At 66.2% G+C, this 21,388-nt stretch carries 24 protein-coding genes; 4 read left to right on the top strand and 20 right to left on the bottom strand.

Annotation, left to right across the window (positions count from 1 at the left end; all coding sequences use genetic code 11):
- The 7 genes from KJ554_15350 to KJ554_15320 all read right to left on the bottom strand — a co-directional run.
- The coding region (locus KJ554_15350) for a flagellar basal body protein (protein MBU0743706.1) at positions 1-196 on the bottom strand (196 nt) is incomplete at its 3' end.
- A 15-nt stretch (positions 197-211) separates the two neighbouring features.
- Entirely contained in the window at positions 212-625 is a 414-nt protein-coding gene (gene flgB / locus KJ554_15345) for a flagellar basal body rod protein FlgB (GenBank protein ID MBU0743705.1), read from the bottom strand.
- Between the two features lie 132 nt (positions 626-757).
- Positions 758-1,147, bottom strand: coding sequence for a hypothetical protein (locus KJ554_15340; protein MBU0743704.1), 390 nt, complete (start codon positions 1,145-1,147; stop codon positions 758-760).
- Positions 1,119-2,186: a hypothetical protein gene (locus KJ554_15335; GenBank protein MBU0743703.1), complete on the bottom strand. Its 1,068-nt coding sequence runs from the start codon at positions 2,184-2,186 to the stop codon at positions 1,119-1,121. Before KJ554_15335 ends, KJ554_15340 begins: the two co-directional genes overlap by 29 nt.
- Before the next feature lie 150 nt (positions 2,187-2,336).
- Positions 2,337-3,770, bottom strand: coding sequence for a sigma-54 dependent transcriptional regulator (locus KJ554_15330; GenBank protein MBU0743702.1), 1,434 nt, complete (start codon positions 3,768-3,770; stop codon positions 2,337-2,339).
- Positions 3,767-6,022, bottom strand: a complete 2,256-nt coding sequence (locus KJ554_15325; protein MBU0743701.1) for a hypothetical protein — start codon at positions 6,020-6,022, stop codon at positions 3,767-3,769. Before KJ554_15325 ends, KJ554_15330 begins: the two co-directional genes overlap by 4 nt.
- 154 nt (positions 6,023-6,176) lie before the next feature.
- Complete coding sequence (locus tag KJ554_15320; protein MBU0743700.1) at positions 6,177-6,551, bottom strand: flagellar biosynthesis anti-sigma factor FlgM; 375 nt, start codon at positions 6,549-6,551, stop codon at positions 6,177-6,179.
- A 432-nt stretch (positions 6,552-6,983) separates the two neighbouring features.
- Here KJ554_15320 and KJ554_15315 point away from each other — a divergent pair, with 432 nt between their 5' ends.
- From KJ554_15315 to KJ554_15300, 4 genes are all read left to right on the top strand, one after another.
- Positions 6,984-7,814 (top strand): flagellin FliC, encoded by an 831-nt coding sequence (locus KJ554_15315; GenBank protein ID MBU0743699.1) that lies wholly within the window; start codon positions 6,984-6,986, stop codon positions 7,812-7,814.
- A gap of 76 nt (positions 7,815-7,890) precedes the next feature.
- Positions 7,891-9,192: a flagellar filament capping protein FliD gene (gene fliD, locus KJ554_15310; protein ID MBU0743698.1), complete on the top strand. Its 1,302-nt coding sequence runs from the start codon at positions 7,891-7,893 to the stop codon at positions 9,190-9,192.
- Positions 9,193-9,219: 27 nt separating this feature from the next.
- Complete coding sequence (fliS, locus tag KJ554_15305) at positions 9,220-9,732, top strand: flagellar export chaperone FliS (protein ID MBU0743697.1); 513 nt, start codon at positions 9,220-9,222, stop codon at positions 9,730-9,732.
- Position 9,733: 1 nt separating this feature from the next.
- Positions 9,734-10,063: a hypothetical protein gene (locus KJ554_15300; GenBank protein MBU0743696.1), complete on the top strand. Its 330-nt coding sequence runs from the start codon at positions 9,734-9,736 to the stop codon at positions 10,061-10,063.
- Positions 10,064-10,075: 12 nt separating this feature from the next.
- Here KJ554_15300 and csrA read toward each other — a convergent pair whose 3' ends face one another.
- From csrA to KJ554_15235, 13 genes are all read right to left on the bottom strand, one after another.
- Complete coding sequence (csrA, locus tag KJ554_15295; GenBank protein MBU0743695.1) at positions 10,076-10,342, bottom strand: carbon storage regulator CsrA; 267 nt, start codon at positions 10,340-10,342, stop codon at positions 10,076-10,078.
- 66 nt (positions 10,343-10,408) lie between these two features.
- The gene (locus tag KJ554_15290) at positions 10,409-10,981 is read right to left on the bottom strand and encodes a flagellar assembly protein FliW (GenBank protein MBU0743694.1); all 573 of its coding nucleotides are present in this window, start codon (positions 10,979-10,981) and stop codon (positions 10,409-10,411) included.
- Positions 10,982-11,011: 30 nt separating this feature from the next.
- On the bottom strand, positions 11,012-12,562 hold the full coding sequence (locus KJ554_15285) for a hypothetical protein (GenBank protein ID MBU0743693.1): 1,551 nt from the start codon (positions 12,560-12,562) through the stop codon (positions 11,012-11,014).
- Between the two features lie 14 nt (positions 12,563-12,576).
- Positions 12,577-13,950, bottom strand: coding sequence for a flagellar hook-associated protein FlgK (gene flgK, locus KJ554_15280; GenBank protein ID MBU0743692.1), 1,374 nt, complete (start codon positions 13,948-13,950; stop codon positions 12,577-12,579).
- Between the two features lie 11 nt (positions 13,951-13,961).
- Positions 13,962-14,489 carry a flagellar protein FlgN gene (locus KJ554_15275; GenBank protein ID MBU0743691.1) on the bottom strand — a complete coding sequence of 176 codons (528 nt, stop codon included), beginning with the start codon at positions 14,487-14,489 and terminating at the stop codon, positions 13,962-13,964.
- A 31-nt stretch (positions 14,490-14,520) separates the two neighbouring features.
- A complete protein-coding gene (locus KJ554_15270; GenBank protein MBU0743690.1) occupies positions 14,521-15,453 on the bottom strand; it encodes a transglycosylase SLT domain-containing protein in 933 nt (310 codons plus the stop codon).
- Positions 15,454-15,461: 8 nt separating this feature from the next.
- Entirely contained in the window at positions 15,462-16,577 is a 1,116-nt protein-coding gene (locus KJ554_15265; protein MBU0743689.1) for a flagellar basal body P-ring protein FlgI, read from the bottom strand.
- Positions 16,578-16,587: 10 nt separating this feature from the next.
- On the bottom strand, positions 16,588-17,172 hold the full coding sequence (locus KJ554_15260) for a flagellar basal body L-ring protein FlgH (protein ID MBU0743688.1): 585 nt from the start codon (positions 17,170-17,172) through the stop codon (positions 16,588-16,590).
- A 5-nt stretch (positions 17,173-17,177) separates the two neighbouring features.
- Positions 17,178-18,116, bottom strand: coding sequence for a flagellar basal body P-ring formation chaperone FlgA (gene flgA / locus KJ554_15255; GenBank protein MBU0743687.1), 939 nt, complete (start codon positions 18,114-18,116; stop codon positions 17,178-17,180).
- Between the two features lie 3 nt (positions 18,117-18,119).
- Positions 18,120-18,905, bottom strand: a complete 786-nt coding sequence (flgG, locus tag KJ554_15250; protein ID MBU0743686.1) for a flagellar basal-body rod protein FlgG — start codon at positions 18,903-18,905, stop codon at positions 18,120-18,122.
- Between the two features lie 18 nt (positions 18,906-18,923).
- Positions 18,924-19,670: a flagellar hook-basal body protein gene (locus tag KJ554_15245; protein ID MBU0743685.1), complete on the bottom strand. Its 747-nt coding sequence runs from the start codon at positions 19,668-19,670 to the stop codon at positions 18,924-18,926.
- Between the two features lie 302 nt (positions 19,671-19,972).
- The gene (locus KJ554_15240; GenBank protein MBU0743684.1) at positions 19,973-20,368 is read right to left on the bottom strand and encodes a PilZ domain-containing protein; all 396 of its coding nucleotides are present in this window, start codon (positions 20,366-20,368) and stop codon (positions 19,973-19,975) included.
- 362 nt (positions 20,369-20,730) lie between these two features.
- Entirely contained in the window at positions 20,731-21,039 is a 309-nt protein-coding gene (locus KJ554_15235) for an integration host factor subunit beta (GenBank protein ID MBU0743683.1), read from the bottom strand.
- Positions 21,040-21,388: the final 349 nt, after the last annotated feature.

Here is a 21,388-nt window from a genome sequence, read left to right as displayed (position 1 = left end):
GGGGCAGGGCCCGCAGTCCCAGCTTCTCGGCGAGGGTCTGGGAGAACACCACCCGCTCCCGCCGGTAGGGCGTTCCCTCGGTGGTGCGCGTGGTCTCGGCGTTGGCCAGATTCTTGGCAACCGTGTCCATTTTCGTCCGCATGCCCGACAGGCCGGACGCGCTGATCTTGATGGAACCGAACAGGCCGTCACCCATCACCATCCTCCTTCACTAGCGAACGCGGCCCGACACGGCCTCGCGGAGCTGGTTGTATTTCATGCTCAGGACGCGGGTGGCGAGCCGGTACGAGAGCTCCGTGGTGGCCAGGCTCGTCATTTCCGAATCGACGTCCACGTCGTTGATCCCGTTGTCGTAGCCGCCGTCCTGCGCAGCCGTCTCGCCTTCCGTGTCGCGGAGGCTCCGTGCGCCGATGGGCATATGTGCGGCATGGGTTTGCGTTCCCCGCAGCCCTCCCCGGCCGGCCTTGCGCAGGAGTTCCTCGAAGCGGTATTCCTGGGCGCGGTAGCCCGCCGTTTCCACGTTGGCGATGTTCTCGGACACGACGCGGTGACGCCGGGTATATACCGTGAGCGCTTTCTTGAGATGGTCGAGGTGGGCATGGTCAAAGATGGTGATGTCGAACATGATCCCGCCGTAGCCTCCGTGCTGGGTTCGTCGCGATCGGATGGCCCCGGCCCTGGCGGAGCTCCTTCCCCACCGACCGGGTCTTTTTCACCATCAAGAATCATTCCAGTCCGGCCGTACCCGGTCGCAGGTTCAGCGGGCCATCGACATGAACAGCCGGTCGTTCTCCGCCTCGACCTGCAGGATCTTCTCGATGAGCGCCCCGACCGCCTGCAGGGATTGCTGCAGCCGGGCCGGTTGAGTCCCGCCGGGTCCCAGTCGCCGCTGTTCCCACGCGTCGCGCGCCGCCGTGCTGACGCTCTCCAGACGGGAGATCTCGTCGAGCCGCTCCCGCTTGGCATCCAGGATGAGGCGGATTCCGGCCAGCCCTTCGCCCCTGCGCACCAGCTCCGCCTGTTCGCGCGACAGCTGCAGCACTTCCTGATACAGGACCCGCTCGCGACCGTAGATATCGATCAGGCCTTCCAGGAGGTCGGGGCCCCCGGCAGGCGCCTCAACGGGCATGGATGTCGCCGGTGTCATACCGATCACCCTCCTTCCGGATCTCGTCCAGGGCAGCCGCCGTTTCCGCCAGCGCGCAGGACCGGATCTGCCAGAAGACCGGCTCGGTCGCCTCGCACGCTTCCGCGAACAGGGGCATCGCCTGTGCGTAGTTCCCGTCCAGCAGATAGGCGGTGGCGAGCTGGTAACGCGCCCAGCTGCCGGCCGCGGTCTCGGGCAGGGCGCCCAGCAGCCGGTAGAGGCGCAGCGCGTCCCGGACCCTGTCCAGCAGCAGCAGGTTGTCGGGCAGCGCCTGTACGAACCAGGCCACCTGCTCGCGGTTCAGGGTCGCGGCCAGGCGGCCGTTGCGGGCCAGCTGCTCCAGTAGCGGCCCGGCCTCGGCGCGGCGTCCGAGATGGATCAGGGCGAAGGCGTGCCAGTAGACGATCTCCGCCGGCATCTGCCCCAGTTGCGACGCCACCTTCTCCATCAGCAGGCCGAGATTGATCGCGTCCCGCTCGTGCAGGTAGTGGCGATAGGCCAGCACGACGGCCTCGGCCCTGTCCTTCAGGTCCGTCCCGCCGACCACGTTCAGCAGCTGCTCCAGCACCAGCAGCGAGTCGCCCGACATGACGGCGGTGGCGAAGATCTCGCGGGCGAGCATTCCGTCGGCAGCGACGGGCTCGCGCGCGCGCAGGGCGGTCCGGTACCACTGCATGGCCCCCGCGAAATCCAGGATCTCCCGGGAGCCGCGCGCGTGGTTGAGGGACTGAAACTCGCTCGTGAAGTCGACGGCGTTCCAGGCGCGGATCGTCGTCTCGTCATAGTCGATCAGGGCCCGCGCGGCGGTCAGGCGCCTGTCGAAGCTGTCGGCGACGATCTCTGCTTCGGTCTTGCCGAGGGGATACAAGCGCGGCGTCTCATCTTCCTGGGCCATCGCCTGCAGCCACTGCGTGTACCCGATCATCTCGGAGCGCGACAGCCCATCGGCCGCCCGGACCACTCCGACCCGGAAGACGGCGAGAAAGGCGATCCAGACCCAGATCACCGGCAGCAGGCCATTTTCTTGTCGCGTGCGCATGTTTTCCTTGCTCCTCGGGGTCCCTTCACCGGGTTCCGGGGACAGGTCGCAATGCGCATGCCGATGGGACCGCCGCCGGCTGCGCGACACGAAAAACCGGGAGGCGCTCGGCCCCCCGGTCTTCCGCACGCGTTCTGCGACGCCGGCCCGCTAGGATTCGGCCTCATCGCTGTCGAGATCCGTAGCCTCCTCGTATTGCCGCAGTTTCTCGCGCAGGGTCTGGCGCGAGATGCCCAGGATCCTGGCGGCCTTCGACTTGTTGTTGCTCGTCTTGTCGAGCGTGTAGACGATCTGGCGCTTTTCGACCTCCGACAGCGAGACCAGGCCGACGGCCGCGCCGTGGGTTGCTTCGGCCGCCGCGCGCGGATCGCGTCCTTCGGCGATGTGCAGCGGGAAATGCTCCAGCTTCAGCACGGACGGTTCCTCCAGGATCATGATCCGTTTCAGCACGTTCTTCAGCTCGCGCACGTTGCCCGGCCAGGGATAGCGCTGCAGGGCCGCCACCAGCTTCGCGTCCGGCGGCGCCGTGGCGAGGCCCAGCTTGGCGTTCAGATCGGCCACGAAATGTTCCAGCAGCACGCCGACGTCGTCGGGTCGCTCGCGCAGCGGCGGTATGTGTACCTCGACCACCTGCAGGCGGTAGTAGAGATCGTTGCGGAAGGCGCCGGCCTGGATCGCGGCGTCCAGGTCGCGGTTGGTTGCTGCCACGATCCGGGCGCTCACGCTGAGCTCCTCCTTGCCGCCCACGCGACGGAAGGTGCGGTTGTCGATGACCCTCAGCAGGCGGCTCTGCAGCAGGATGCCCATCTCGCCGATCTCGTCCAGGAAAATCGTGCCCTGTCCCGCCAGTTCGAAGAGGCCTTCCTTGCGGGCCTTGGCGTCCGTGAAGGCGCCTTTCTCGTGACCCATCAACTCGCTCTCGAGGAGGGTCTCGGGCACGGCGGCGCAGTTGATCTCCATGAACGGTTCGCCGTGCCGGTCGCTGGCCTCGTGGATGGCCCGGGCGATGATCTCCTTGCCGCTCCCGGACTCGCCCTGTATGAGCACGGAGGTGTCGTTGCCGGCGCGGCTCGAGCCGACCTTGTCCAGCAGATCCGCGATCCCCGTCAGGCCGGGACAGGCTTGGATCAGGCTCATGTAATAGGCCCCGCCGGAACGGGATGCGGGCCTGGGGTGCCGCGGGGCGGGCCGTGCGTCGCCGGCGTCGGTGTCCGGGACCGTGGTGGCGCGCAGCGCGGCCGAGACCTGCCTGCGCATGTCGCTGAGCTTGAAGGGCTTCTGGATGAAGTCGTACGCGCCCAGTCTCATGGACTCCACGGCGGTATCCACGTCGCCGTACGCGGTCATCATGATGACCGGGGTCTGGCGGTCCTGGTGGCGCAGGGCCTGGAGCAGCTCGAGTCCCGAGACGTTCGGCATCTTCAGGTCGGTGACCACGAGGTCGTAGGTCCCGGTGTTGAGCTTGGCCAGGGCCTCTTCACCGGTCTCGGCCGAGTCCGTGTCGAAACCCTCGTCGGCCAGGGATTCGGCGAGCGACTGGCGAATGGCCGCCTCGTCGTCGACGATGAGGATGCGTTGCGTCATGACATCTCCTGTTCACGGTCGCATGTTGCGGTCCTCGCCGGGTCGGGCAACAGGACGGCGAAGACGGTGCCCTCCGCATCGCAATCGACGTGGATGCTGCCGGCGTGTGCCGCCACGATCTTGCGGCTTATCGAAAGCCCCAACCCCGTGCCGGCGCTCTTGGTGGTGTAGAAGGGACGGAAGATGCGGTCCAGCTCGGCGGGATCTATCCCGGGCCCCCGGTCGGTGACGGCGATGCGGAAACCCGGCTGCACGCGTGCCGAGCCGCTGTCGGGATCGCTGATCACCAGGTCGTGCTCGCGCGTGAGCGATACCGATACGGTGGTCGATTCCGGCGCGGCGTCGATGGCGTTCAGCAGCAGGTTGAGCACGACCTGTTTCAGCTGGGTGCCGTCGGCGAGGGTCATCCCCGCGACGCCGCGCGGGGCGTCCGACTCCAACCCCAGGCGGACGTTCTTCGCGTCGGCGCGGGGACGCGCCAGCATCAGGCAGTCGCGCACCAGCTCGCCCAGAGCGAGCGGCGCGCGCTGCGGTTCGTAGGGACGCACGAACTGGAGCATGCGCGTGATGGTATCGTTGATGCGGTCCACCTCGCCGGTGATCACGTCGATGTAGCGGCGCCGGTCGTCGGAGGAGTCCAGGCTCTCGCTCAGCAGTTCGGCCTGGGCGCTGAGCCCCATCAGCGGATTGCGTATCTCGTGGGCCAGCGTAGCCGACATCTCGACCAGGCTCTGCAGGTTGTCGGCGCGACGCTTCTCCTCGACAAGGCGCTTGGCGGGGCGCAGGTCTTCGAGCACCACCACGCGCCACATCTCGTCGCGGCCGCGGCCGGGCATCAGGGAGGATTGCACCATGACCGGAACGGCTTTCCCGTCGGCGCGCACCAGGCGCCCTTCCCCGTAGAAGGGGTCGGGATCGACGCGGGTCAGGGCACTCAGCGCCGGCCCCTGGATGTCCTCGAGCCGCAGGATGGCGTCCAGCAGGAGTTCGGGCAGACCCTCGAGATGGAAGGTGTCGCACCTGAAAAACGAGGCCGAGGGACCGGTCGCGCCGGAACTGCGGCCGCGACCGATTATCGACGAGGGTTCGGTCACGATCTGCGGCGACTGCTTGCGGCCGGTCAGCATCTCGCGGCCGCCGCGATTGCAGTAGATGGTGCGCCCCATCTCGTCCAGCACCCAGATGCCGCTGCCCACCGATTCCAGCACACGCGAATTGAACGTGCCGAGTTCGCGCATGCGGTCGAGCATCTGGGCGGAGGCCACTTCCTCGGCGAGGATGATCTGGGCCGTGCGCAGAAAGGCCAGCTGGCCGCTCGAGGCCTGCCGGGGCGGGAAATCGAGCAACAGCAGGTAGCCGAGACACGTGTGCATGTGTTCGAGCGTCAGCGCAGCCACCACCGGGAGCGCGCCGCTCTCGGTGGGCGCGTCAGGCTCCAGGGTGATGATGGCGGACTCCTCGGACTCGACGGCGCAGCGCCGGCGTTCCTCTTCGAGCCGGGCGAGGACCTTGTCCCAGGCCTCCTCGCGCCAGTGGAAGGTCTGGCGGGGCGCGAAAGGCGCGCCGGGAGCCGGCCGCAGCACCAGGGCCGCCCCCTGGGCGCCGACGAAATCCGCCATGGTCCCGAGCAGCGATTCGAGCGTGCTGTCCCAGTTGGGTGACGTGCTCAATTCCCGGCCGATGGTGTAGAGGAGCGACAGCTGGTCCATGTGCTCGGTCAGGGCCAGGTTGACCTGTTCGAGACGCTCGTGGGATCGGGCCAGGTCGTCGCCCGCGCGCGCCAGCTGTTCCTGCAGACGGCGTTTGTGCTCGCGCAGACGCGAGGTCGTCTCGCGTTGCTGGAGGCCCAGCCGCGTCGTCTCGGTGAAGACCCGCAACCTCTCGGCGGCCCGGGCCCGCATCTTCGCCCAACCCTGCGCATCGCCGATGCGCACGGCGTCGAAGAGACCGGCGCGAAAACCATCGGTCAGCAGGTCGTCGTCACAACCGTCGTGCAGCAGGACCGGCAGGGCTCCGGAATTCACGCCCCGCAACGCACGCACCAGGCCGGGCAGATCGCTGACGTCTCCCCCCGTCGCAGGGGCGACCGGCAGGACGACCAGGACGCCCACGGGCGAGCGGTCGCGCTCCGGCGTGACCGCGCTCAGCAGATCCGCGCAGGTCGGATGGAACGTGATCCCGGTGGGTGCGGCCAGCCCATGGCCCTGCCAGGACGGATCCGCGACCATGAGAATGGGATAGCTCTTCGACACGCCGTCCCCCGGAACGAGAAGGGTCCATGCGGGCTAGCGGACACGGTGCGGCACATAGAATAATGGCCGGAGTGTAAAGTTTCTTACCAGCGGCCACAAGTCAATAGATATCTAAAAAGAAACGCGAAGCACAAGAGTGCGCGCGGCGGCGCGGTCATTCGAGCAGTGTATCGAGACCTCGCATCAGACCCGTCAGCTTGCCGGCGACCTGGTTCCTTATCTCCACCGAGGTGTAGACGCCCGACTGCAAGCGCTGCCTGACGGTCGCCAGCTTCTCGGTCCTCTCGGGCGTCTCTTCCGCCAGCTTGGCCCTCCCCGCCTGTATCAGATCCCGCAATTGAGCCAGCTTGCGGGCCGAGGCAGAGATCTCGAGCTTCTCGCCGGTCGGCACGGCAGCCTGTCCGTCGACGGCCTTCCCTTCGATCTTGGCGCCACGCTCGTCGTTGGGCGCGGTCGCCCGCGACTGCTGGAAACGGGCCAGGACCCTGGGATCTCCGAGCAGGCTGCGATCGATCTTGTTGGCGCTCATGGAAGACGCTCTCCTCGCGTGACGTATCTGGTGTGTTCTCTCGCCGGATTCAGGCTAGCAAAGCGGATACCACTCGGCAAGCGATGCCCATCCGACGCTTTTTAATAATTTCGACCGCAGTCAGAAAGATCTTTAATAAAAAATGATGTATCGTGCCTATTGATGACCTTATTATGTTCGACCTGCACTCAGAATCGCCGCGGCCGCTACGTACTGGGGCGCCTCGTTTCTCCTGCATAAATGCGGGCTAAAGGTTTCCGGGGGCCGGGCCGATAACTCACGCACATGCAATTCGTGTCAGGCGGAAGAAAGGGCCGGGGGCCAGTTCGAGGAGGGATGGCGAAGGCCGATTTTCCACCGAAGCAGCGGGAGGTTGACGACTCCCGCGGGTCAGGCAAGGACGTCTGACAGTACCAATGGAAGGAGCTAGACATGACTCTGCGCATCAACACCAACGTCGCTTCGCTCAACGCCCAACGGAACCTCTACAACACCACCATGAAGCTGAACAAGTCGCTGGAGCGGCTGAGCTCGGGTCTGCGCATCAACCGCGCGGGCGACGACGCGGCCGGCCTGGCGATCAGCGAGAGCCTGAAGTCCGACATCCGCGCTCTCGAGCAGTCCTCGCGTAACGCGGCCGACGGCATCTCCATGGTCCAGGTGGCGGAGGGGGCCATGAGCGAGGTGAGCGACATCCTCATCCGCATGCGTGAGCTGGCCCAGCAGGCCGCGAACGAGACCCTGGGTGCCTCGGAGCGGGGCTACCTGGACGACGAGTTCCAGACCCTCGAGGCCGAGATCAACCGTATTTCCGACTTCACCGAATTCAACGGGTCCAACCTGTTGGACGGAACGGATACGGCTGCCCGCGAGATCCAGGTGGGTCTGGTTGCCACCGATGTCATCACGATCGACTTCACCGACGACATCGACTCGACAGGGTTGGGAATCAACGCCGATGTTCTGACCGGCGCTGACAATACCAACGCTTCGGCCGCCATCGCCAACATCGAGGCCGCGATCAGCGACCTGAGCAGCTACCGCGCTGGCTACGGCGCCTCCCAGAACCGCCTCGAATCCGCGGTCCGGAGCATCAACAACGCCGTCGAGAACCTCTCGGCGGCAAACTCCCGCATCCGGGACGTGGACATCGCCGCGGAAACGTCGTCGATGACCAGCTACCAGATCCTGCAGCAGGCCGGCGTGTCGGTCCTGATGCAGGCCAACATGACGCCGCAGATGGCGCTCATGCTGCTGCAGTAACCCTGACGGCAGATCCGGCGGGGCCCAATCCCGGGCCCCGCCGGTTTCAACGACGCGAACGGGAGGGCGTCTTGACATGATCACCTTCAGCGGACTGGCCTCGGGTCTGGACACCGGTTCCATCATCGCCCAGCTGCTCGAGTTGCGCCGGCAACCCATCTATGCCCTCGAGCAGAAGAAAACCCAATACAACCAGCAGAACACCGCCTTGTCCGGCGTGGAAAGCCGGCTGTCGGATCTGCTCGGCGCGATCCAGGGGCTGGACTCCAACCACGAATTCGCCTCGTTGAGCGCTACCTCGTCCGACGAGGACTACCTGACCGCCACCGCCGGCGCCCTGGCCGCGCAGGGCAGTTTCGACATCACGGTCAACGCCCTGGCCTACGCCCAAAAGTCCATGACCCAGGGCTACGACACCGCCAGCACCAGCATCGGCACCGGCACCTTCTCGATCACCGTCGGCGGCGAGACCACCGACATCACCATGGTCGAGGGCGCGAGCGGCCTGGGCGACCTGGCCACGGCCATCAACGGTTCCAGCGCCGGCGTCACCGCGACCGTGCTGTTCGACGGGTCCGAGACCGGCGGCTTCCATCTGGTGATCTCCGCCGAGGAGACAGGCACCGAATCCGCCTTCACCGTCGACGCCAGCGGCCTGAGCGGCGGCACCGCCCCCGTCTTCACCACGACCCAGGCGGCCGCCAACGCCCAGTTCGTCATCGACACCCTGACCGTGTACTCCCAGACCAACGAGGTGTCCAACGCCATCCAGGGCGTGACGCTGAACCTGGAGCAGGCGGACGCGGGCGTCACCGTCAACCTGGAGATCGGCGTCGACGGCGAGGCCCTGCAGGGAAAGGTGCAGACCTTCGTCGACGCGTACAACGCGCTGTTCAACTACATGAACGAACAGTCGGCAGACGGCAAGGTGCTGCAGGGGGATTCCCTCGTCCGCAACATCTCTTCCCGCGTGCGCATGGCGCTCACGTCCAGCCTGGGTTCCGGGGATATCACCACGCTGTACCAGATCGGCATCCGCCAGGAGAAGGACGGCATCCTCAGCTTCGACACCTCCGCCTTCCAGGCTCAGGTGGCCGAGGACTACACCGGCGTGCGCGATCTCTTCGTCGGCACCGACACCCACTCCGGTATCGTGTATCTGCTGGGCCTGTCGCTCGACGACATGACCGACTCGGTGGACGGGATCTTCAAGCTGCGCAGCGACTCCCTCGAGGACCGCATCGAACACATCGACGACCGGATCGCGAGATACGAACGCAGCATCGAGAGCTACGAGACGACCCTGAACAGGAAGTTCACGGCCATGGAGCAGCTGATCGCCGCCATGCAGGCGCAGAGCGGCTTCCTGTCCGGCTAGAGGCTTCGCCAAGCCCGGGAGTGCCAGATGTACAACGACGGGATCCGCAAGTACCAGGAGACCATGATCCGCACCATGGGCCCGGAAAGAATGATCGTGATGCTCTACGAGGGCGTCGTCCGGCATCTGCAGGGCGCCAGGGCCGACCTGGCCGGAGGAGACATCGCCGGCAAGGCCACGCACCTCCAGAAGGCCCAGGCCATCGTCACGGAACTCAACCACAGCCTCGATCACGAGAGAAACGCAGAGATAGCCGCCAATCTGTCATCAATTTACACCTACATCTTCAACGAATTGATAAACGCGCAGATCGGCGGCGACGTCAAGCACATCGACGATGTCCTGCGGGTGCTCGCACCCCTGATGCAGGCCTGGCAATCCATCCAGCCGGGCACGGCCGAGAGCGCCCGGAGATCCGCACGCACTAGCGGTGCAGAAACTGGCCCCGAACCTGCACGCACACCGGCTGCGGCCGTGCCCAGCGGGAGTGCGGCGGCCCCGGCGTCGGACGAATCCCGCGACCTGTGCGTGGCGGTCTGAAATGGAACATGACATCGCTGAATTGATGCGGCTCACGCGCGGGATGTCGGACGCCCTGGACCGGGACGCCCTGGATCTCTGCGCCGACTTGCTGGCCGAGCGAGGGGATCTGCTCGCAACCCTGGCGGTGAGGTACGGGTCCGGCGACGAGGCGGTCATGCCCGACGACCTGCGTGAGGCGCTGACGAGCGTCCGGGCGCAGGACGACGCGCTGGAGGCGCGGCTGGCGGGCGCCATGAAACGCCTCGGCCGTCAAATCGGTGGCCTGAAAGAAAAAACCCGCCAAAACCATGGCGGGAACTCACCAATATGCCTCAACAGGCGCGTCTGATGGCGGTTGGGCCTATTCCTTCTCCTTGTCCTCTTCTTTCTTGTCCTTCTTGTCCTTCTCTTCCTTCGGCGCGAATTTCGAGGGGTCCGGCTGTTCCGAGTCGGCGGCTCTCATGGTGATGTTCTTGATCTCCTCGTATATCTCGTGGCGGTGGACGGGTATGGCCCGGGGGGCGTCGATGCCGATCTGAACCTGATCACCCCGAATATCGACGATCATGATCGAGATGTCGTCCCCGATCATGATCCTTTCGTTTCGCTTCCGGCTCAGGATTAGCACGGGACCTCCATGTCTCCACGGTCCGCCGCGGTGCCCGGTCGTGGCGTACGGAAACCATCGCCAGCCCTAGCGGGCGTCGATCAGTTCTTCATCCAGCTCCCGCTCGCGCGGATCCGCCGCACGTGCTTGATCATAGCTGGCCTGCATCACCTTGTCTACCGCTGTTCCAACCACGTTTTCCGGATGCCCGGCGGCGTAGGCCAGGCACGCATCCCCGAAGCGCTGGCTGTGTATCTCCTGGCGTAGACTGTAGTTACCGATTTCCAGTACGCACTGGACACCGATCCGATTGGTCACGTTGACCACCAGTGGGGCCGACAGGTTGCCCGTCACGCGGCTGCCGCCCGCATGCACGGTGGAGATGATCATCACCACGACGTCGTCGATCCCCTCTGCCTGCACCACCTTCTGGGAGGCATCGTCGATCTCGAAACTGTATTGCTCGGTAAAGAAGCCGGGGTCGGTGACCGGCACCCTGAATCCTTCCCGATCCAGGGATTTCAGCCATTTCATGGGCAATGGCGGCTCCATGTCAACGAGAATCCAGCGCCGCATCTCCGGTAGCCCCACCAGCCCGGACGGAAAGGTCAAGACCTCGCTTTCGCCCGGCACCCGGTTTTCAACGTAAGGTTGCTGCATGTCCACTCCTTTTCGGACGATGTCCCGACATCAGAGGTAATCGAAGAGAGTCATCTTCAGCATCTCGCTGGAAACCAGCAAACTCGCCTGATACGTGACCTCGGCCTGCTTCAGGTCCGATGTCACCTGGAAGAGATCGGCGTCGCGCACGTCCGACAGATTGCGGTTCAGGTTGTAATCGCGATCGGTATTCAGGCCTTCCATCCAGTCCAGCAGGTTCTCCCGCGCGCCGATCGTCATTTCCAACTCGAGCAGGTGGTCCTCGATGGCCAGGAGCTCGGCTGCCGCCCGACGCATGCCGGTCTCGTCCGTGGCCTGCAGCGCGTCGCCCAGGTTCTGCAGGACGTCGAACAGACGGTGCGGCGCACCCGTACCGACGAGGCCCAGCGCGCGCGCGGTGTCGTCTCCGGGCAGCTGCCGGATCTCGAAGACATCGGCGTTGTCGGAGAGAATCTGCAACGTGTTCCCCCCCAATTCCATGGTCAGGGGCGGCAGGCCGGCCGCCGCGACCGCCGCCTCGAAGTCGTTCTTGAGATCGTTGAGGGTCACCGCCCCGGACAGATCGATGGAGATGGCCGTGCCGTCTATCGACAGCTCGAGCGAACCCAGCGGCAAGCTGCCGACGAGGCTCTCGATCTCGGTCAGGTTGACCGTCCAGTCCGGCGAGACGCGTATGTCGCTGCCGACGATCGAACCTTCGGCCGATGTGCCGACAAGGCCCAGCGAGAGGGCGGTGTCTCCCCCCGCGGGGTCGGATATCGTCAGGGGGCCTCCGCCGGGATCGGTCACGGTGAGGCCGCTGCCGTCCGCCGAGATGGCGGCGTTCAGACCGGCCGCGTTCAGGATGTCGATCACGTCCGAGACGGTGCCCGCCCCGGACAGATCCACTTCCAGGGGCACGCCGACGCTGTCCGTCCAGTTTATGATGCCCGGCTGCCAGCCAGCCCCGTAGCCGATGCCGGAGAGCGCGTCGGCGAGGGTCAGGCGCGGGGCCAGATCGGCGTATCCGTAGAGGCTCGAGACGTTCGAGCCCATCAGTTCGCTGCCCGGGATGTTCACCGCCATGTTCGTGTTCGGTCCGATCTGCGCGTTCATCACGCCCAGATCGCCCTGGTAGATGATCTCGTCGCCGCTCTCCACGAAGGCCTGCAGATCGGTGCGATAACCCGCGAAGACGGAGTTGCCCTCGAGACTCTGGTTCATGATCGCCAGGGCGTGCTCGATCATCGCGTTGATCTCGGCGGCGCCGATCCTGTTGGTGAGATCCGAGGCCGAGGCGTTCAACTCGCGCTGCACCACCTGGCGCGCGTCCCGGACCAGTTCCACGAGGTCGAGCAAGGCCACGTCGGTCTGCAGGACCATCGTCCGGGCCCTGTCGATGTTCGAGAGATACTGGTTGTTCTCCTCGATCAGGAGCTCGTAGCGCTGCATGAGCCCGACGGCCTGCGGATCGTCCGCGTAGCTGTTCACGCGCCGGCCCGTCGAGGCCATCTCCTGCAACTCGCTCATGCGCCCCAGGTTGGAGTGCGTATGCTGGTAGATCAGGCTGGCGATCTGGTTCTGGGTGACTCTGGTCAGCATCTGCTCTCCTCGGATCAGACCATGGTCAGGACGGATTCGAACATGTCCTGGACGGCGGCGATCACCCTGGCGTTCGCCTGGTAGGCGTTCTGGTAAAGCGCGATGTTCGCTGCTTCCTCGTCCAGACTGACGCCGCGTATGCTCTCCAGCCGCGAAGCCAGCGTGTTGACCATCTGCTGCTGACCGTCGACCCGGTAGCGGCTGGCGGCGCTATCCGAGGCGATCCCGACCACCAGGGCGGTGAACAGCTCCGTCATGCTCCGGCCAGCGGCGACGTCGGTGCCGGATTGGCCCAGCGCGGCGATCTCCGCGGCGATGTCCGAGTCGCCGGGCAGATTCGAGCGCGAGGTGGCGATGTACGCCGGGTTCTCGGTCAAGGCCGTGTTGATGGCGATGTCGGCGGCGGATCCGCCGGTGAAGAAGACCATGCCCCGTCCGCCGTCGCTGCGCCCCTGGACATGGAGCTCGTTGACCCGATCGATCAGGGTGCGGGCCAGCTCGTCCAGCTGCTCCCGGTTGTGCACCACCTGCTCCTCGCGAGCGCGCTGCAGCCCGAGCAGTTCGCCCGGGGGCAGCTCCAGATCGTAACGACCGCCGTGCACGGTGACCCGGGCGCCGCCCGGCCTGCCGTCCGTGCTTTCCTGGCGCGTCACATCGAGGTGCTGGACGTGGTCGCGCGTGAGCAGCGTCCGGCCGGAGATGATCACGTCCACGGTGCCGTCCTCGCGCTCGATGACGTCAGTGCGGGCCAGGCTCGCGATCTGGGCGAGGACGATGTCCCGCTGATCGCGCAGATCGTTCGCCGAGGTCTGCGCGGACTCGCCGAGCAGGATCTGCCGGTTCAGGTCCGCCACGGCCGACAGCATCATGTTCAGGTCGCCCACGCGCGCCGATATCTGCTCGTCCAGATCGTTCGCCAGGTCCTCCAGCGCGTCGGACATGGCCTGCAGATCGAGGGCCAGGCGCTCCGCGCTGCCCAGTACGTCCAGCCGGAGGGCGTCCGTGTGCGGGGGCGTGGCCAGGCTGCTCCAGGCGTTGAAGAACTCGGAGATGGCGTCGCCGAGGTGGTTGTTTCCCACCGAACCGAAGATCGCCTCCACGCTGCCCAGGGTCATGTCCGCGGTCTCGTACTGGGTGAGCAGCGACGTCTGGTCGTTCAGCCTGCCGACGAGGAACTGGTCAGTCTGGCGGCGGATGTCCAACACCTGCGTGCCGCTGCCCAGCACGCCGAATCCCATGTTCACGCCGCGCCCGCTGCCCGTGATGGCACGCTGGCGCGAGAAGCCAGGCGTGCTGGCGTTCGCGATGTTGTGGCTGGCCGTCTGCATGGACGCACCCGCGGCGAACATGCCGGTCAGGCCGATGTGCATAATGCTGGATAGACCCATCACATCTCCAATCAGGCCTTGCGTATGATGACACCCGCGCAGGCGCCCTTCCGTTCGCCTCCGCGCGCGTCGTAGCAACCGTCCCGGCCGGTCATGCCGCGGCACAGGATCGCCGTCTCCTCGTCCACCAGACCGAGGCAGAATCGCGCGAGCATGCCGTTCAGCGAGTTCTGGCGCATCAATTCGCCGGTCGTCTCCTCCCAGACGCGCAGACCGTCGCGCAGATCGCGGCCGTGATCGCCCCGGGTGTTCCGGGCCAGCCGACTCATGCTCAGCCAGCTCCGGCCGATATCGTGCCGCTCGCCGAGCCCGACCAGGTAGCTCTCGCGCGACGCGCGCGCCGTCTCTGCGCGCGGCAGGAACCGGCGCCATTCCGCGGCGTTCGCTTCGAGCCGAACGAGGTCCTGCTGGCGCAGATAGCGGTTCTGGCGCACCGCCAGCCTGAGCAGACGGCGGTAGGCCCCCTCCTCCTCGGCGAGCAGGGCCTGGAGGGAGCTCGCCTCAGCGGGCTCGAGTCCCGGCGGCTTTCGGTTGCTCATCATGCGGACTCCTTGCAGACCTCTCGGTCGATCAGGGACTGAACCCGAGCGTCGACGAACCGTCCAGGTCACCGTACAGGGCGCTCACCTTCCGGACGTATTCCCTCGTCTCCGGGAAGGGCGGGACGGCGTTGCCGGTTCGGGTCACGATGCCGGGACCGGCGTTGTAAGCCGCCAGCACGAGTTCGAGGTCGCCGGCGAAGCGCTCCCGCAGCTTCGCCAGGTAACGCGCGCCGCCCTCGATGTTCTGGCCGGGATCCAGGGGATCGGCCACGCCGACCTCGTGCGCGGTCCCGGGCATCAGCTGCATCAGACCGGTGGCGCCCCGCGGGGAAACCGCATCCGCGCGACCGGCCGACTCCTGGACGATGACCGCCAGCAGCAATTCGGGCGCCAGATCGTTCGCCCGGGCCGACGTTTCGATCCGGTCGCCCCAGCGCTGGACCGTATCCGCGGCGGCCCCGCCCAGGTAGGCCGCCCTGGATCCGAAGCTCGGACGCGCGCCACCGGCTTCCGCGTAGGCCGCGAGAGCCCTGTTCAGCGCGGTCGCCGGCCGGCGCGCGGCGCCCGGCGTCAGGGTCCTCATCTCCGCGGGCGTCGCTGCGCCGCCCCGCGAGGCGGGCAGCGGCGCCATGCCCGGCGAGCCTCTGGTGTCCGGGGGCCCCTCCCCGTTCACATGGGGCAGGTACTGCCGTGTGATCTTCTCCGCGATGCCCAAGCCGCCGCCGCTGCCGATCCGCTCGGCCATGGCCTCGTCGAGCATCTGGCGGTAGGTATCGATCTCGCCGCTCTTGGTCAGTTCGGACTGCGGAACCGTCTGTCGCATGGCCTTCATGAGCGTCTGGACGAACAGGGACTCGAACTGCTCGGCCGCGGCCCGCAGCTTGAGCTCCCCTTCCGACGGCTGTCGCGGCGCGCCCGCGGGGTGCGCCGGCTCGTTGCGGATCTGACCTGACAGCTCCACGGCGCCTCCTACATGATGATCAGTTCGGCCTGCAGGGCGCCCGCTTGCTTGAGGGCCTGCAGGATGGCGATGATGTCGCGGGGGCTAGCCCCCACCTCGTTCAGCACGGCCACGACGTCCGCCACGGTGCCGGTGCTCGGCACGTGGATCACCGACGCCTCCTTCTCCTGGACATCCGTGATGACCGAGGGCGTGACCACCGTGCGTCCGCTCTCGTTGAAGGAGTTCGGCTGCGAGACGTCGTAGCTGGTCTTGATCACGACCTTCAGATTGCCGTGGGCCACCGCCGCTTCCTTCAGGACGACGCCCTCGCCCACGATGATCGTGCCGGTCCGCTCGTTGATGACGACGCGCGCCGCCTGGTCGCTGACGGCCGCCAGTTCTCCCATGCGGGCGATGAAGTCTACCGGCTGCTCGTGGAACGAGACGGGTACGTTCACGTCCACGCGCTGGGAGCTGACCGCGCGTGCGGTGCTGCCGCCGAAGACGAGGTTGATGGCGTCAGAGACCCGCTGCGCGGTGGCGAAATCGGGGTTGTGGAGCAGCCACGCCATCCGGCCGTCGCTGTAGAAGCCGCCGGGCAGGGGGACCTCGATCTTGGCGCCGTTGGGTATCAGCCCCACCGTCGCGTGGTTCTTGCGGAAGGAATTGTTGGCGCCGCCCGCGACGTTGAAGCCGCCGATCGATACGGGACCCTGGGCGATCGCATAGGCGCGCCCGTCGGCCCCCTTCAGGGGGCTCATGATGAGCATGCCCCCTTCGAGGCTGGAGGCGTCGCCCAGGGACGAGACCGTCACGTCGATGCGCGCGCCCGGGGACATGCCCGGCTCCGCGCTGGCCGTCAACAGCACCGCCGCCACGTTCTTGAGCTTGATCAGAGAGGGATCGACGGTCACGTCCAGCCGCTCCAGCATGGCGACGAGGGAGTTGGTGGTGAAGGCCGCGCTCTGGCCGTCGCCGGTGCCGTTCAGCCCCACCACCAGGCCGTAGCCCAGCAGCGGTTCGCGCTCGGCGCCGGCCAGGGTGGCCAGATCCTTGATGCGGGAGGATTGTCCGGCCGCGGCGACGCCCGCCTGGAGCAGCAGGAGTATCGTTACCGTCGTGCGAATTGCCAGCTGCCTCATGCCCGTACTCCTAGAACAGCCAGTTGACCAGCTTCGTGATCACGCCAGGTTCGCTGGCGGCGTTCACCACGCCCGTGCCGTTGTAGGCGATGCGGGCGTCGGCGATGTAGGTCGAATAGATGGTGTTGTCGGGGCGGATGTCGCGGCCACGGCAGATGCCGCTGATCTCGATCAGCTGGCGCTCGCCGTTGATGTCGACCATGCGCGTGCCGGCCAGGCGGTAATCGCCGTTGTGCATGACCTCGACGACCCGCGCGGTGATCTCGGCGTTCAGGTTGCCGGTGCGCTGGGTGCGGCCGTCCCCTGTGTACTTGTTCTCCGAGTTGATGCCCCAGTTGGTGAGGACGTCCAGGAAGCCGAGCCCCGGACCGCCTTTCACCTCGGACTTGTTGTTGGCGTCGGTCTTGGCCGTGGCGTTGGCCGTGGACTCCTCGACGATCAGGATCGTGATGATGTCGCCGACGCGATGGGCCTTGTAGTTCGAGACCAGGGAACCGCCGCTCTCCAGGTCGATCAAGGGCTCACCGGCTGCGCAAAGCGCGGCCAGCGCCAGCGCGGCCAGCGCGATCAACCACCCGTACTTGCTCATGCGCATGACACTCACCTGCTCCAGGACACCCGGCCCTGCCCGGTGACCCGGGCGCGTATCAGCCGGCCGTCCAATTCGTTGCGTACGTAGACCATTGCTCCCTGGACGCCGTCCTCGCGCGCCGTCCCGCGCAAGGTCACGGCGACACCGCCGCGGTCCAGGCACAGTTCCACGGTCTCCCCCTGCCGGACCAGCGGCTCGGAGTGGATGTCCGCCAGGCGCAGGGGCTCGCCGGCGGCGAGGTGACCGCGAGCCGACATGCCGGCGACGGCGCCGCGTCCCACGACCCGGCCTGGCGCCACCTGCGTGAGATCCCGCCACTCCCAGACGAACAGCCCCTCGGCGAGGGGATCGTCCTCGTTCACGTTGGTCAGCACCCGCGCCACCTCGCCGTAGATATGACAGGTCACGGTGGCCGTGAAACGGATCACCCGGCCGCCGCCGACGATGCGGCAACGGACCAGGTTGCGGCCGGGGTCCAGGCGGGCCGGCTCGACGAGCTCCAGCCGCCAATCGCCGTCCATCGTGGCACCCGGCAACTCGCTGTTCACCTCGACCCAGCCGGCCGGGGCGCGGTCGGGATCGCTCGGGAGCCAGTTGCCGAGCTCGGCCAGCAGGCACTTCTCCAGTTCTGCGACTGCGATCTGCCGGCCGGCGAAGGTGATCCTGCAGCTCTCCGGTCCCCGGCAGACGACGTCCCCGGCCAGGCGTTCCGACACCAACCTGCGCAGTATCGCGGCGCGGCTGATCTCGACGACCTCGCCCGGTTTGCCGCCGGTGCGCAGCACCAGGGCGCCGGCGGTCGTCGGCGCCTCCGCGGCCAGCACGTCCGCCAGGCGGACGACGGGCCGGTCCAGCGTCACGTGCGGCGCCAGTTCCAGCACCCACGCCTGCGCGGTCTGGGCTGTCAGCAGGCTCGCTGAAAAGAGAAATATGAACAGGCGCAACACTGCCTACCTCTTCATCTGGTTGACCGTCTGCATCATCTCGTCGGCCATCGAGATGGTGCGCGCGTTCAGCTCGTAAGCCCTCTGTGCGGTGATCATCTTGACCAGTTCCTCGACCGTTTCCACGTTGCTCATCTCCAGGAATCCGGAGGCGATCTCGCCCAGACCATCGCTGCCGGCGCGGCTTACCAGTGCCTTGCCGCTGTTGGGCGACTCCTGGTAGATGTTGCCGCCTCGGCTGGACAAGCCCGCGGCGTTGGCGAACTTGGCCAGTTCGATTTGCGCCAGGTCCTGCACCGTCGAGGTGTCACCGGCCAGCAGCACCGACACGGTGCCGTCGCGCGCCACGTAGATGTCCGTGGCGTCCAGCGGCACCTGGACGGCCGGTTCCAGCCGGTAGCCGGTCGAGGTCACGACGTTGCGGTCCGCGTCCAGCTTGAAGGAGCCGTCGCGCGAGTAGCCGATGGAGCCGTCGGGCAGCCGCACCTGGAAGAAGCCGTCGCCCTCGATCATCAGGTCGAGCGGGTTCTGGGTCTGGGAGATCAATCCCTGGGTGAAGATCTTGTTGGTCGCCACGAGCTTCACGCCGTGGCCCACTTCCACGCGCGTCGGTTCCGATTCACCCGAGCCGCGTCCCGCCGGCACCACGGATTCGTAGAGCAGGTCCTGGAATTCGGCATGGCTGCGCTTGTAGCCCACGGTGTTGACGTTGGCCAGGTTGTTGGCGATGGCGTCGATGTTGGTCTGTTGCGCCTTCATGCCCGACGCCGCGCTGGTCATGGCTCTCAACATACGTGCCCACCCTTCCTTCTATGCCTTGCGGCTGAGTTCATTGACGGCCTTGTCCAGGGTGCGGTCGGCGGCCTGCAGGACCTTGGCTTCGAGCTCAAAGGCGCGTTGCGCGGCGATCATGCCGATCATGGTGTCGATCGCGTTGGCGTTGCTGCCCTCGATCGCGCCCTGCACGACTTCCACCGCGTCCGCGGCGAGCGCCCGCGCCGGCATGTCCGGCGGCGCGGCGAACAACGAACCGCCCACGTGCCGCAACAGGCCGCTGTCCGCGAAGTCGACGACGGCCAGCCGGTCGGTTTCCGCGCCGTCCACGAGCACCAGGCCGTCCCTGCGCACGAGCACTTCACCCTCGGGGATCTCGAGCGGCCCCCCGGCGCCGAGCACTTCCGCGCCGTCCGACGTAGTCAAGCGCCGCTGCGCGTTCAGGGAAAAGGAGCCGTTGCGCGTGTAGTACTCGCGGCCGTCCTTGCTGACCTTGAAGAGGCCCGCGCCCCGCAGGGCCACGTCCAGGGGCCGCCCCGTCTCGCGCAGCGTGCCCTGGGTCATGTCGAGGGGAGAGCGCAGATCCAGGATCTGATCGATGATGCCGCGCGCGGCGAAGGAGCGCGTCGGCGACCCGGCCCCGGCAGCGCCCTTTTCGGTGACCTGGGTCAGCACCTGTTTGAACCCGGCCGTATCGACATTGGCCAGGTTGTTGGCCAAGACGTTGGTCTTGGTCAACTGGATGTTCATGGCGGTCTCTGCCGCCCGCAGCCCCTTGAGCACGAGGACTCCTCACGGTCTGGGTACTTCGTCGCGCCGAACCCATCCGCAAGCGACATGCCATACCCGGCGCCGGCAGCCACCGTCGGAGGACGGAGCGCGCGAATACGCCGCGTTGCATGCCGGCCGTGTCGGCCCACGCAATGCCTGGTTCGGGAAGCCGGGATCGGCGATCGCGCAGCGGGACGGGGGATCTACGGGGATTGGAAGAAACGTTGGCAACACTGTCCAGGTATCGACCGCAGCCTGTCGGCTGACGCGGCCGAGTGAGGCCGCGTCAAACGGTCCGGGGATTCGATTGCCGGCTAACCGACGGCCAGCAGCATGTTGATATGATCCGACAGGTGGCTCAAGCCCTCTTCGTTGATCTGCGTGAAGAAGACGGCCACCTCGTAGTGGGCGACATCGGGTCGATCGGTCTCCGGCAGCACACGCACGACGATGCCTTCGCAGCGGGCGGTCGCGATCTGGTCCGTGCGGCCCTTTTCGTCCTTGTGGGTGGGGAGTTCGAGAACCATGTCCAGCTTGGTCATGGGCTCGATGAAATGGTCGGACCTGAAGTAGATGCCCGATGAACTGATGTTCAGGGTCTCCATGGACACGGGCGCCTGGCTGCCGTCAGGCCGGGGAATGCTGACCTCCAGCTTGAGGTTGGCCTCTACTCGCTGGCCCTTGCGCCTCTCGTGCGTCGCATCGTTCATCTGGACTCCTTTCCCCCGGGGTTGTCCGGCGCCCTTGGGCGGCGGGAACGATCTGCTGGTGCACGGTCCATGCCAGCCCCAGTGCGCAGGCGGACATGAAAAACCGGCACTCCGTGAAGTGCCGGTTCAGGCATCACTTCTTCTTGTGCCTGTTCTTGCGCAGGCGCTTCTTGCGCTTGTGCGTCGCAATCTTCTTGCGCTTGCGCTTCCGTCCATTTGGCATCTCTCATCGCCTTTCCGCTCGTGCCGTTGACGCCGCCGATGGTTATGCGCAGACATCCAGGCGGTACGGAGGCCGCCTGGCCTGCCGATATATCCGCGATACTGGCGAGACGGCAATATAACAGAGAGTGGGGCGACAATCAAATGCCGGTGGTCGCTTCCACGTCTGCCGATGTCACGTTGAGCTTCGATTTAAGCTCGTTCGAAGCCTTGAAATAAGGCACCTGCTTCGACGGGACCTGCACCGCCTCACCCGTACGGGGATTCCTGGCCAGGCGGGCGCGGCGGTTCTTGACCTTGAAACTGCCGAAGCCTCGCAACTCGACCTTGTCACCAGCCTCGAGCGCCTGTCCGATGTTCTCGAGGATCAGGTTCACGACGATCCCCGTGTCCTTCTTGCTGACTCCGGTCCTTCCGGCGATCATCTCGACCAGCTCGGCCTTGGTCATCGTCACACCCCTATCTAGCGCATATTTGGCAACTTAATGCGATACAACCCTTTAAGATCTAGCATAGGGAACGGGGCCTGACAAGTCTTTTTTATGCAAACGACTGCGGTCAAAGACGATGCGGAAAAGCTGTGCCGGGCCGGGGAAAGAGGTCGGAGCAGGAAAGAGGAAATGTTTCCCGCGTTTGCCGCGTGCCGCTTCCACCTGGGATCTACAACACGGAGAGCGTAGTAGGTCGATCGGCAAGGCGCCAGCAGCGCAGGAAACATTATCTGCTGGTATCCCATCAAGACGGGTGCCAGGGCCTGGGCGCCGCACGCCTATGAGAATGAGCGCTGGTTATCGTGTT

It is taken from the genome of bacterium (assembly GCA_018814885.1).
In the GTDB taxonomy this organism is placed as follows: Bacteria; Krumholzibacteriota; Krumholzibacteriia; order LZORAL124-64-63; family LZORAL124-64-63; genus JAHIYU01.
This window is presented reverse-complemented; position numbering and strand designations above follow the sequence as displayed.

Excerpts from the sequence above, each read along its gene's own strand:
- fliS (MBU0743697.1), top strand. The coding sequence starts at position 9,220 with ATGTACAACGACGGGATCCGCAAGTACCAGGAGACCATGATCCGCACC.
- KJ554_15265 (MBU0743689.1), bottom strand. The coding sequence starts at position 16,577 with ATGAGGCAGCTGGCAATTCGCACGACGGTAACGATACTCCTGCTGCTC.
- KJ554_15290 (MBU0743694.1), bottom strand. The coding sequence starts at position 10,981 with ATGCAGCAACCTTACGTTGAAAACCGGGTGCCGGGCGAAAGCGAGGTC.
- KJ554_15340 (MBU0743704.1), bottom strand. The coding sequence starts at position 1,147 with ATGACACCGGCGACATCCATGCCCGTTGAGGCGCCTGCCGGGGGCCCC.
- fliD (MBU0743698.1), top strand. The coding sequence starts at position 7,891 with ATGATCACCTTCAGCGGACTGGCCTCGGGTCTGGACACCGGTTCCATC.
- flgB (MBU0743705.1), bottom strand. The coding sequence starts at position 625 with ATGTTCGACATCACCATCTTTGACCATGCCCACCTCGACCATCTCAAG.
- flgK (MBU0743692.1), bottom strand. The coding sequence starts at position 13,950 with ATGGGTCTATCCAGCATTATGCACATCGGCCTGACCGGCATGTTCGCC.
- KJ554_15235 (MBU0743683.1), bottom strand. The coding sequence starts at position 21,039 with ATGACCAAGGCCGAGCTGGTCGAGATGATCGCCGGAAGGACCGGAGTC.
- KJ554_15240 (MBU0743684.1), bottom strand. The coding sequence starts at position 20,368 with ATGAACGATGCGACGCACGAGAGGCGCAAGGGCCAGCGAGTAGAGGCC.
- KJ554_15275 (MBU0743691.1), bottom strand. The coding sequence starts at position 14,489 with ATGAGCAACCGAAAGCCGCCGGGACTCGAGCCCGCTGAGGCGAGCTCC.
- KJ554_15285 (MBU0743693.1), bottom strand. The coding sequence starts at position 12,562 with ATGCTGACCAGAGTCACCCAGAACCAGATCGCCAGCCTGATCTACCAG.
- KJ554_15320 (MBU0743700.1), bottom strand. The coding sequence starts at position 6,551 with ATGAGCGCCAACAAGATCGATCGCAGCCTGCTCGGAGATCCCAGGGTC.
- KJ554_15300 (MBU0743696.1), top strand. The coding sequence starts at position 9,734 with ATGGAACATGACATCGCTGAATTGATGCGGCTCACGCGCGGGATGTCG.
- flgG (MBU0743686.1), bottom strand. The coding sequence starts at position 18,905 with ATGTTGAGAGCCATGACCAGCGCGGCGTCGGGCATGAAGGCGCAACAG.
- KJ554_15335 (MBU0743703.1), bottom strand. The coding sequence starts at position 2,186 with ATGCGCACGCGACAAGAAAATGGCCTGCTGCCGGTGATCTGGGTCTGG.
- KJ554_15315 (MBU0743699.1), top strand. The coding sequence starts at position 6,984 with ATGACTCTGCGCATCAACACCAACGTCGCTTCGCTCAACGCCCAACGG.
- KJ554_15260 (MBU0743688.1), bottom strand. The coding sequence starts at position 17,172 with ATGCGCATGAGCAAGTACGGGTGGTTGATCGCGCTGGCCGCGCTGGCG.
- KJ554_15330 (MBU0743702.1), bottom strand. The coding sequence starts at position 3,770 with ATGACGCAACGCATCCTCATCGTCGACGACGAGGCGGCCATTCGCCAG.